This window comes from Bacillus sp. AFS055030 (assembly GCF_002574545.1).
GTDB lineage: Bacteria > Bacillota > Bacilli > Bacillales > Bacillaceae_G > Gottfriedia.
In genome coordinates, this window is sequence record NZ_NUGT01000021.1 from 90,653 (window position 1) to 101,801 (window position 11,149).

Below are 11,149 nucleotides of genomic sequence, written 5' to 3' on the forward strand. Positions count from 1 at the left end.
CTAGAATGATTGATATTATTTCTGAATCAACGGAAAGACAACTTGCACACCATTATTGTTTATTAACGCAGAACAATCGTTATGATTTATCAATTGCCTTTTCAAGCCACTTTTATGGTAAATCAATGGTCACATCAATTCAATCTAGTAAAATGGCGTTATTATGTTTAGAAGATCTTCATTCTGAACATTATTGGGCTCCTAAGTTAGGTATTGCCGAGGAGGATATTTCTGAAATTCAACATTTCTTTAGCATGGTTTTACCATCAAAACAAATTTGCGAGTTATAAAATCAGGCCATATATTTTAAGAAAACTCGCCGATTGTTAAGTTTTAATAGAAGACAAACGCGAGTCACCTTCTTCGCTGAAAAAAAGGAGTGAGTTTTATGTATTATGGAGTCATTGTCAGTGACTACCATGGAACAGTTGAAGGAACTGCTATTGAGAAAGAATCGAGAATTTATGAATGGGAGCCGTTATTCTTTATTAAAACGACAGATGGAACTACAAAAGTTATTCATCAAGGAATAAGTGGTGAAGTTGTTTCATTAGAGGTCTCAGTTGGGGACAAGATCGTTCCTGGGATGGTTCTTGCGTATGTTAAAGAGGATTTGTTTGTTACTGCTAGTGATTGAATAATGCATTAGGCAAGGATGATATATTTAATTCTAAGAAGCATCCTCTTCTCTAACAAATAAAGGGTATCTCTGGTCGAATAGACTTAAGAGACTGCCCTTTATTTTTGCTTTTATAAAATAGATTAGTAAATTATAATTTTAGATTTTTACGATAAATTAAAAAACTCTGTTAAAATAGGAATGTATAACGGTTTAGACATAAGGGGGGAAAGTAGTGTTATCAATAAATGAGAAACAAATAAGACCAGTCATCACAATTGATATCGATCAATATAAAGAAAATGATGAAATCGATTTATCCAATATAAATGAACCCTTTTTATTTTTACGTAAACAAAATCAGATTTTTGGTTATGTTCAATTAAATAATATTACTCAAGGTAGTAATAAAAAGAAAAATATAGCAATTTCTAAGATTACTAGTTCTTCTCAATCAATAAATAGTGTTAGTCGCTTAAGTGGGCAAATTTCATTAACGACTCTTTTTCAAATTATTGGTGAGCCGATCTCGATTGTAAAAGAAGAGGAAGATATGCCAATAGGTTACATACTTCGTGAAGATATATTAGCGGAGTTGTTCAAACAAGAAAATAAAAGTGTAGATTTATTGAAGAGCATTTTAACATCGATACCGATGGGAACGTTTGTAGTTGATAAAAATAAAGTTATTGTAAATTGCAACGACGCCGGATTAAAAATGATTAAATCAACATCGGAAAAGGTCATTAATACAAAGGCTGAAACTATTTTTAGTGGTGAACAAGTTGATCATGTATTTGCTACAGGTAAAACCATTCTTAATCAGATTCAAATTAGTGATGATATGGGTGTTCTTGTTGATTATAGCCCAATTTTCGTAGACAACGAGGTTGAAGGAGTGGTTATTGTCGTACAAGATCTCCCAATGGTGGAAGAAATGGCCTCTGAAATTGAATATGTAAAAGATTTAAATAAAGATTTGAATGCCATTTTATCAAGTATTTATGATGAAATACTTGTAGTAAATCATAAGGGTGAGCTAATTCGTTACAGTGAAAATATCATTCCTGGATTTTGGAATGTAGATTTAAAGGAATTGCTTGGAAAGAGTATTTTAGAATTCGAAAACCAAGGACTTTTTACGCCATCCGTTACAAAACTAGTATTAGAAAAAAGGAAGAAAGTATCGATCGTTCAAGAAACAATTAATGGACGTAAAGTACTTGCGGTAGGAAATCCTGTTTTTGATGAGAATATGGAAATTGAGCGGATAATTATTGCTTCTAGAGATATTACAGAAACTTCACGTCTTAAAACAGAATTAAAAGAAATGAAGAAGATTTCTGAGCAATATAAAAAGGAGCTTGAAGATATAAAGAGTAAGGACCGTTTTGTTAAAAAACTGATTTACTGTAGTCCTAAAATGGAGCAAATTATTAATCAAGCGAAAAAAATAGCTGATTTTTCTTCCACTGTATTACTGCACGGGGAGTCTGGTGTAGGAAAGGAAGTCATTGCACAGGCTATTCATCAATTAGGAAACCGTTCTTCAAAACCGTTTTTAAAATTAAATTGTGGTGCAATACCTGAAAATCTATTGGAAAGTGAGCTTTTTGGCTATATAAAAGGAGCGTTTACAGGGGCAGATCAAAATAAGGACGGCTATTTTAAGCAAGCAGATGAAGGCGTTTTATTTTTAGATGAAATTGGTGAAATGCCATTACATTTACAAGTAAAACTGCTAAGAGTCCTTCAAGAACAAGAAGTTATTCCTGTTGGAAGTACAAAGCCTATTAAAGTAAATGTACAAATTATTGCAGCTACAAATAAAAGATTAGAAAAAATGGTTGAAGAACGCACATTTAGAGAGGATTTATATTATCGCTTAAATGTTATACCTTTAAATATTCCACCGTTAAGAGAAAGAATTGAAGATATCTCATTATTATCATTCCATTTCTTACAGCAATTAAATGAAAAATATAATAAGAGTTTTCATCTTACTCCAGATGCAATTAACGTTTTAGAATTTTATTCTTGGCCGGGGAATGTCAGAGAACTTCAAAATATTATCGAAAGATTAGTCGTCTCTGCAGAAGATCAAATTATTAATGCAGAGGATGTTAATCAATTCTTACCAAATAGCTATGACTTTAATAAATCTAAACCAGTCATTAATAAAGTAATCCCTCTCCAAGAAGCGATTGATTATGTTGAGGAGCAACTGATTATGCTTGCGATGAAGCAATATAAAACTACAACGAAGGCTGCACAAGTTTTAGGCATAAGTCAGTCCTCGGTTAGTCGTAAGTATCAAAAAATAATGAATGAAAAGAATATGAATAGTGACTTTATGTCATTTAAGTAAAAAAACGCACAGGGTGCGTTTTTTTTTTACGTTGTTGAAAAATGAGTTTGTCAACTCCACCCATTTGTGGTTGATTTCCACTAAAGACTGATATGAGTAAGGCACCTTCTAATCTTTGCTAGTTTCCTTCCTCATGAACCTGTCATGAGGAAGAACCTTTCTATTTTTCGCTAGTTTCCTTCCTCATGAACCCGTTATGAGGAAGTATCTTTCTATTTTTCGTTAGTTTCCTTCCTCATGAACCTGTCATGGGTAAGTATCTTTCAAATTTTTGCTCAAATATAAACTTAGACTTCTGTTGTTCTATATTGACAATGCTTTATTTCTCTAAATCTCCTATATTTTCAACATGACTATCAATTACTTCCGTCATACTAACTTGATCCCTCGAGATACCAAATGCCATGAATATGATGATGAGTCCAACTGCAATACATGTTCCTGCAAGCAACATACAATTTCCTCCTTTCATGGTGTTTTAGCCTATGCGATGAACTTTCATAATATGTCGTTTTACGCAAAATAGTTTACAGAAGTTTTACTAGTTTCCAAGATTATGCACAGCGTAATAGTGTTATGCAAATTTGAATAATAATGTACAGGTTATGGAAGGAAAACCCTTATAAATTAAGTGCATTAAAGTTGGCACAGTTCTTGCAATCTAATAAGTTGTGAAGAAATTAAGGAGGGTTTATATACAATGGTCGATGTTCAATTTAAAACAATTGATTTAAAGATGTTTATTAATGGCGAATGGAAAGATTCTAGTAATCATGAGAAACGCCCTGTTATTAATCCAGCGAATGGAGAAATCATTGCATATGCTCCCGAAGGTACTGTTGAAGATGCGAAAAAAGCAATTGATGTTGCTCGTAAAGCATTCAATGATGGAAGATGGTCTGATTTATCTGCTCAAGAAAGAGCAACTTACTTATTTAAAATTGCAGACAAAATAGAAGAGTATCAAGAAGAATTAACGAAACTTGAAACATTAGATAATGGAAAAACAAATCGTGAAGCAGGATTTGATGTTGCTGATGCGGCAGCTTGCTTTCGTTATTATGCAGGATTGATTACAAAGCCAGATGGATTTACTTACCATGTAGCAGATCCAATGCAGGCTATGGTTGTTCGCGAACCAATTGGAGTATGTGGATTAATTGTTCCTTGGAACTATCCATTATTAATGAGTGTATGGAAAATTGCTCCAGCACTAGCGGCAGGTAATACAATTGTTTTCAAACCTTCAGAGGTAACACCAGTGACTCCTAAGAAATTATTTGAAATTTTTGAAGAGGTTGGTCTTCCACAAGGTGTAGCAAACATGGTAATGGGAGCTGGTCCAGTAGTTGGAAATGAAATCGCTGCCAACCCTGATGTTGATATGGTTTCATTCACAGGTGGAACAAAAACGGGCAAACATATTATGAAAACAGCGGCAGATACAATGAAAAAAGTATCACTTGAGCTTGGTGGGAAATCTCCGAATATCATTTTTGCAGATGCAGATTTCGAAACGGCTGTCGATTATGCTTTATTTGGAATCTATGCAGGTTCAGGTCAAGTTTGTTCAGCTGGATCAAGAATTTTAGTAGAAGAATCTATTTATGATCGTTTTGTAGATCGTTTTGTAGAGCGTGCTAAGAAAATCAAAGTAGGTCCTGGGAATGTAGCTGAAACAGAGATGGGGCCACTAGTTAGTAAAGAGCATTTAGAAAAAGTTTTAAGCTATATACAAATAGGCAAGGAAGAAGGCGCAAGACTTGTTTGCGGAGGAAATCGAATCGAAAAAAATGGTTTAGAAAAAGGTTATTTTGTTGAACCGACTGTTTTTGCAGACGTTGAACAAAATATGCGCATTGTCCAAGAGGAAATTTTTGGTCCAGTCGTGTGTATCCAAAAGTTTAAGTCTGAAGAAGAAGCGTTAAAACTTGCCAATGGCACTGTATATGGTTTAGCAGGAGCTGTCTTTAGTAAAGATGGAGCGAAAGCATTAAGAGTAATTAAAAAGCTACGTTCGGGCATTACTTGGATTAACTCATACCACCCAACATACAATGAAGCACCTTGGGGCGGCTACAAACAAAGCGGTGTAGGACGTAGCTTAGGTACATTTGGGTTAGAAGAATTCCAAGAAGTTAAGCAAATTAACATTAACTTACAAGTTGAACCAATCGGATGGTTTGCAGAATAAATTTTGGCAGTTATAAGAAGAGACAAATAGGGAAGAAAAAAATAGATAAAACGACTATAGGAGTGAACAAAATGAGTATCAACTTAAAAAACGAATTAAAAAGTGAAGAAAAAAACGTAACCGAGTACATTAATAAGGTTTTAAGTTTAATAGAAAAAGAGTCTGTTACAGAAGAAGACGCTGCATGGATCACTAAGGAAACAGTTGATGGTTTTAGAGAACATGTTAACCCAGGTTTCCTTGCTTACCGTAAAACTGTTACAGAAGGCGGTCAATTCGCAGCGGTTGAATGGTCTGATAGCGGCTCATGTTTTAAAGACGTAAATGGTAAAGAGTATATTGATTGTTTAGGCGGATTTGGAATTTATAATGTTGGGCACCGTCATCCAAAAGTTATTAAAGCTGTGACAGATCAGTTAAAAAGACAAGCACTTCATAGCCAAGATTTATTAGATCCATTACGTGCTATGCTTGCTAAAATTTTAGCTGAAATTACACCTGGTGATTTAAAATACTCATTCTTTACAAATAGTGGTACTGAAAGTGTTGAAGCGGCATTAAAGCTTGCAAAAATGTATAGTGAGCGCAGTACATTTATCTCAACAACACGTGCATTCCACGGAAAAAGTTTAGGTTCTTTATCTGGAACTGCAAAAGGCATGTTCAGAAAACCGTTTTTACCATTAATTCCTGGATTCCGTCATGTACCATTTGGTGACATTGATATGATGCGAAAAACATTTGAAACTTGCTCTTTAGTAGGTGAAGATGTTGCGGCAGTTATACTTGAGCCAATTCAAGGTGAAGGTGGAATTATTCTTCCTCCTCCAAACTACTTAAAAGAAGTTCGTGAACTATGTGATGAGTACGGAGCTCTATTAATTTTTGACGAGGTTCAAACAGGTATGGGACGTACTGGTAAAATGTTTGCTGCTGAATTATATGAAGTAGTTCCAGATATTATTTGTCTTGCTAAAGCATTCGGTGGCGGAGTAATGCCTGCTGGAGCTGTAGTTGCAAAAGAAGAAGTATTCAAAAGCTGGTTCCCAAACCCATTTATGCATACAACAACATTTGGTGGAAATCCATTAGCATGTGCAGCTGCTATTGCTACAATCAGTGTTCTTCTTGAAGAAAAATTACCTGAAAGAGCAGAAGTAGTTGGAGCTTACTTCTTAGATCAATTAAAAGAAGCAGCAAAAGGACATGAAGACAAAGTTTTAGAAATTCGTGGTCAAGGTTTAATGATTGGAATTGAGTTCCATCAGGATGAAATTGGCTATGAAGTTTCTAAAGGAATGTTTGATAAAGGGATCCTAGTTGCTGGTACGTTAATTAACTCAAAAACAATTCGTATCGAGCCTTCCTTAAAAATTAGCTATGAAGAAGTTGATACTGTAGTAAGTGCATTTAAAGAGATTTTATCTACTATTGAAGTTTAATACCTTTCGCATGTCATGACTTTAATAATCATGACATGCTTTCATTACAAAAATCGTTATAGATAGGATGGTGCAATTATGGCAGATCGTAAATTCGTTAAATTACAAACGTCAATTCCAGGACCAAAATCACAAGAGTTGGTTGCTCGAAGAAATAAAGTGGTTCCAAAAGGGATTAGTAATAATAGCGCAGCATTTGTAAAAAAAGCAAAGGGTGCATTAGTAGAGGATATTGATGGTAATACGTTTATTGACTTTGCAGGTGCAATTGGAACGATAAATGTGGGCCATTCCCATCCTAGAGTAGTAAGGGCGCTTCAAGCTCAGGCCGGTGATTATATTCACACAGGTTTTAATGTCATGATGTATGAATCTTATATTCAGCTCGCTGAAAGATTAGCAGATCTTTCACCTGGAAGTTTTGAAAAGCAAGTAGCATTTTTTAATAGTGGCGCAGAAGCTGTTGAAAATGCGGTGAAGATCGCAAGAAAGTATACAAAACGTCAAGGAATTATTTCTTTTACTAGAGGATTCCATGGTCGAACATTAATGACAATGACGATGACAAGTAAAGTTAAGCCTTACAAATATGGATTTGGACCATTCGCTCCTGAAGTATATAAAGCACCATATCCATATGTTTACCGTCGTCCAGATCAAATGGATGAAAAAGAATATAGTAAATTTATCATTGAACAATTTGAACAATTTTTGATTGCAGAGGTTGCACCAGAAACGATTGCTGCAGTCGTGATGGAACCAATCCAAGGCGAAGGTGGCTTTATTGTACCTGATCTTGACTTTGTAAAAAGGGTTAGAGAAATCTGTACACAATATGGCATATTATTTGTAGCTGATGAGATTCAAACTGGTTTTGCTAGAACAGGTAAATATTTTGCAATTGAGCACTTTGGAATTGAGCCTGATTTAATTACAATTTCAAAATCAATGGGTGCAGGAGTACCTATTAGTGGCGTAATCGGTAGAAAAGAAATTATGGAAGCTTCTGATGCTGGTGAAATAGGCGGAACATACTCTGGTAGCCCTCTTGGATGTCGTGCAGCATTAGCAGTACTTGATATCATTGAGGAAGAAGAATTAAATGAGCGAGCTGTTGTAATCGGCGAAAAGGTTAATGAAGAAATGCATAAATGGGCTAAACAGTTTGAACAAATAGGTGATATTCGCGGAATTGGCGCAATGTGTGCGATGGAGATTGTAACAAATAAAAAAGATAAAACACCAGATAAAGTGACAGTTGGAAAGATTGTAAAAGAGGCGAACAATAGAGGGTTAATGTTGTTAAGCGCAGGTATTTTTGGCAATGTGATTCGTTTGTTAATGCCGCTAACGATTACAGATGAACAGCTTGAAGAAGGACTTGATATTTTAAGGGAGTCAATCGAAGCTGTATTAGTACCAGAATTACAATTGGAGGTAAACTCATGAGCCAAATTAAAGAGAAATATGAAGTATACCCAATGTATATAGATGGTACATGGGTTGGGAATGATCATGAATATTATACGAAGGTTACAAATCCTGCAACTGGTGCAGTCATAGGAGCAATTCCAACAGGTGGTACATATGAAGCTAAATTAGCTGTTGATGCTGCACATACAGCATTTAAAACTTGGTCTAAAAAGACAGCAGAAGAAAGATATCATTTATTAATGAATTGGTATCGTCTCATTGACGAAAAGAAAGAAGAAATTGCTAGATTAATGACAATTGAGCAAGGTAAACCATTAAAAGAAGCGCTAGGCGAGACTGCTTATGCAAATGGATTTATTTCTTGGTATGCAGAAGAAGGCAAACGTGTATACGGGGAAACAATTCCTGCAACACAACCTAATAAACGAATTTTAATTAGAAAAGAACCTGTAGGAGTTGTAGCAGCAATTACACCGTGGAATTTTCCGGCTGCTATGATTACTAGAAAAGTTGCTCCAGCACTTGCAGCTGGTTGTACTACGGTTATTAAACCAGCTACTCAAACACCTCTAACAGCATTAAAGCTTGCAGAACTTGCTCATGAAGCGGGTATTCCAAAAGGTGTAATTAATGTCGTTACTGGTAAGTCATCTGAAATTGGCGATGTATGGTTAAAAGATCCAAGAGTAACAAAGATTACTTTCACTGGATCGACAGAAGTAGGTAAAACACTAATGAAAGGCGCAGCAGAGAATGTCAAAAAGGTTTCGCTAGAACTTGGTGGAAATGCACCGTTTATTGTCATGGATGATGCTGATTTATCAAAAGCAGCGGTTGGTTTAGTTCAGTCAAAATTCCGCAATGCAGGTCAAACTTGCATTTGTACAAATCGTATTTATGTACAGGAAAGTGTAGCCGAAGAATTTACAGCGTTATTTACAAAAGAGCTAGAAAAATTAAAAGTGGGTAACGGTTTAGAAGAAGGAATTGATGTTGGTCCACTAATTGATCATGCGGCTTTAGAAAAGGTAAAAACGCTCGTTGAAGACGCTACTAAAAATGGTGGGAAAATTGTCTATAGTGGTAATAAACCTTCAGAGGAAAATGGATATTATTATGCACCTACTATTTTAACGGGTATTACGGATGAAATGGCATGTATGAAGGAAGAAATATTTGGTCCACTAGCTCCAATTACTACATTTAAAACGGAAGAAGAAGTAATTGAGAGAGCAAATAATTCAAATTACGGTCTGGCGGCGTATGTGTATACGGAAAACTTAAGTCGTTCATTCCGCGTTACAGAAGCACTTGAGTACGGAATTATTGGATTAAACGATGGCACACCTTCTGCTGTACAAGTTCCATTCGGTGGTTATAAAGAGAGCGGTCTTGGAAGAGAAGGCGGTCACTTTGGAATTGAGGAATTTTTAGAAGTTAAATATATTTCAATTGGGTTAGACATCTAATATATCTACTGTTCATACAAAGCGCAGTTGTAAGCCAGTTAAACATTCAATTCAACTATTGTGATTGATCGTTTTACTGGCTTATTAACTAGATTAATAGAGGTGGGAAAATTGCCAGGTGCATTACATGGAGTAAAAATCATTGACTTAACAAGAGTACTAGCCGGACCCTTTTGTACGATGATCCTTGGAGATTTAGGAGCAGAGGTTATAAAAGTAGAAAGCATAAATAATGGCGATGAAACAAGGGGATGGGGGCCACCTTTCGTTGAAGGTGAAAGCGCTTATTATTTATGTGCCAACCGCAATAAGCAAGGCATTACTTTGAACTTAAAAAGTGAGCAAGGTAAAGAGATTTTAAAAAGGCTAGTTTCTGAAGCTGATGTAGTCGTTCAAAATTTCAAACCTGGAACAATGGAAAAATTAGGATTTGCCTATGAAGATTTAAAAAAAATTAAAGAAGACATCATACTAGCGTCTATTAGTGGGTTTGGCAGTGAAGGGTCGAATTCAAGTTTACCAGGATATGATTATATCATCCAAGCGATGTCCGGATTAATGAGCATTACTGGTGAGAAAGAGGCAGCGCCAACAAAAGTAGGAGTAGCCATTTCGGATGTTTTAACTGGTCTATTTACATGTATTGGGATTCTTGCTTCTCTTTTAAACCGAGATCGTACAGGAGAAGGTCAGGAAATCGATATTTCATTGTTTGACTCTCAGCTAGCTGCTTTAGTAAATGTAGCTAGTAATTATTTATGTAGTGGAATTGTTCCAGAACGAATGGGGAACCAACATCCAAATATCGTTCCATATCAAGTCTTTACTGCAAGTGACGGTGAATTAGTCGTAGCGGTAGGGAATGATGAACAATTTAAAAGGTTTGCTTTATTAATTGATGAACCCAACTTATTGGATGAAAAATATAAGACAAATACTGGTCGATTACAGCATCGAAAACGAATCGAGCAATTAATTCAAAATAAATTAAAGTTGAAAAGTAAAAATGAGTGGAAGCAATTATTAGATGAAATAGGGATTCCAAATGGTCCAATAAATAGTGTAAGTGAAGCTCTACAGTCCAAACATGCTAAATCGAGAGAAATGGTGTTGGACGTGAACCATCCTTTTATAAAGGATCTAAAATTAGTCGGATCACCATTAAAATTATCAAAAACACCAATTGAAGTATTAAGACATCCACCCTTACATGGTGAGCATACAGAAGAAATAATAAGTAAACTAGGATTTTCTCAAAATGAAATAGAAGAAATGAAACGAAATAAAACAATTTAGGAGGAAATAGAAATGGATTTTTCACTATCAGAGGAACAAATTAGTGTCAGGAAAGTAGTTAGGTCATTTGTAGACAGAGAAATTATCCCTTTCATAAAGGAATGGGATGAAAAAGGTCATTTTGAAGCAAATATTTTAAAACGACTAGCAGATTTACAACTAATGGGTGTATGTATTCCAGAACAATATGGTGGAGTAGGAATGGACTATAACACATTAGCAATTGTCTGTGAGGAATTAGAACGAGGAGATACCGCATTCCGTACTGCTGTTTCCGTACATACGGGTTTAAATAGTATGACATTACTACAATGGGGAACAGAAGAA

The 11,149-nt window shown here is 35.3% G+C and carries 10 protein-coding genes; 9 read left to right on the forward strand and 1 reads right to left on the reverse strand.

Features of this window, described 5'->3' with window-relative positions; all coding sequences use genetic code 11:
* The first annotated feature begins 5 nt into the window (after nt 1-5).
* The 3 genes from CN925_RS10405 (at nt 6) to CN925_RS10415 (ending at nt 2,987) form a co-directional block, all read left to right on the forward strand.
* Nucleotides 6-290, forward strand: coding sequence for an SAV0927 family protein (locus tag CN925_RS10405; RefSeq protein WP_098846190.1), 285 nt, complete (start codon nt 6-8; stop codon nt 288-290).
* Between the two features lie 98 nt (nt 291-388).
* Nucleotides 389-637, forward strand: coding sequence for a biotin/lipoyl attachment domain-containing protein (locus CN925_RS10410; RefSeq protein ID WP_098846191.1), 249 nt, complete (start codon nt 389-391; stop codon nt 635-637).
* Between the two features lie 217 nt (nt 638-854).
* On the forward strand, nt 855-2,987 hold the full coding sequence (locus CN925_RS10415; protein ID WP_098846192.1) for a sigma 54-interacting transcriptional regulator: 2,133 nt from the start codon (nt 855-857) through the stop codon (nt 2,985-2,987).
* A gap of 319 nt (nt 2,988-3,306) precedes the next feature.
* On the opposite strand, the gene CN925_RS21565 is transcribed toward CN925_RS10415, so the two are convergent.
* A complete protein-coding gene (locus tag CN925_RS21565) occupies nt 3,307-3,441 on the reverse strand; it encodes a hypothetical protein (protein ID WP_286138318.1) in 135 nt (44 codons plus the stop codon).
* Nucleotides 3,442-3,687: 246 nt separating this feature from the next.
* Between CN925_RS21565 and CN925_RS10420 the strand changes: the two genes are divergently transcribed.
* From CN925_RS10420 to CN925_RS10445, 6 genes are all read left to right on the forward strand, one after another.
* Nucleotides 3,688-5,181: an aldehyde dehydrogenase family protein gene (locus tag CN925_RS10420; RefSeq protein ID WP_098846193.1), complete on the forward strand. Its 1,494-nt coding sequence runs from the start codon at nt 3,688-3,690 to the stop codon at nt 5,179-5,181.
* Nucleotides 5,182-5,252: 71 nt separating this feature from the next.
* Nucleotides 5,253-6,623 (forward strand): putrescine aminotransferase, encoded by a 1,371-nt coding sequence (locus tag CN925_RS10425; RefSeq protein ID WP_098846194.1) that lies wholly within the window; start codon nt 5,253-5,255, stop codon nt 6,621-6,623.
* Between the two features lie 78 nt (nt 6,624-6,701).
* Nucleotides 6,702-8,072, forward strand: a complete 1,371-nt coding sequence (gabT, locus tag CN925_RS10430) for a 4-aminobutyrate--2-oxoglutarate transaminase (protein ID WP_098846195.1) — start codon at nt 6,702-6,704, stop codon at nt 8,070-8,072.
* Nucleotides 8,069-9,526, forward strand: a complete 1,458-nt coding sequence (locus CN925_RS10435; RefSeq protein ID WP_098846196.1) for an NAD-dependent succinate-semialdehyde dehydrogenase — start codon at nt 8,069-8,071, stop codon at nt 9,524-9,526. The genes gabT and CN925_RS10435 overlap by 4 nt, the downstream gene beginning before the upstream one ends.
* Before the next feature lie 111 nt (nt 9,527-9,637).
* The gene (locus tag CN925_RS10440; RefSeq protein ID WP_098846197.1) at nt 9,638-10,822 is read left to right on the forward strand and encodes a CaiB/BaiF CoA transferase family protein; all 1,185 of its coding nucleotides are present in this window, start codon (nt 9,638-9,640) and stop codon (nt 10,820-10,822) included.
* A gap of 12 nt (nt 10,823-10,834) precedes the next feature.
* Nucleotides 10,835-11,149: acyl-CoA dehydrogenase family protein (locus tag CN925_RS10445; protein WP_142339217.1), on the forward strand; the 315-nt coding region annotated here is incomplete at its 3' end.

What these genes read in the sequence shown, in the direction of transcription:
- CN925_RS10405 (WP_098846190.1), top strand. Translation starts at nt 6, where the DNA reads ATGATTGATATTATTTCTGAATCAACGGAAAGACAACTTGCACACCAT.
- CN925_RS10410 (WP_098846191.1), top strand. Translation starts at nt 389, where the DNA reads ATGTATTATGGAGTCATTGTCAGTGACTACCATGGAACAGTTGAAGGA.
- CN925_RS21565 (WP_286138318.1), bottom strand. Translation starts at nt 3,441, where the DNA reads ATGTTGCTTGCAGGAACATGTATTGCAGTTGGACTCATCATCATATTC.
- CN925_RS10420 (WP_098846193.1), top strand. Translation starts at nt 3,688, where the DNA reads ATGGTCGATGTTCAATTTAAAACAATTGATTTAAAGATGTTTATTAAT.
- CN925_RS10425 (WP_098846194.1), top strand. Translation starts at nt 5,253, where the DNA reads ATGAGTATCAACTTAAAAAACGAATTAAAAAGTGAAGAAAAAAACGTA.
- gabT (WP_098846195.1), top strand. Translation starts at nt 6,702, where the DNA reads ATGGCAGATCGTAAATTCGTTAAATTACAAACGTCAATTCCAGGACCA.
- CN925_RS10435 (WP_098846196.1), top strand. Translation starts at nt 8,069, where the DNA reads ATGAGCCAAATTAAAGAGAAATATGAAGTATACCCAATGTATATAGAT.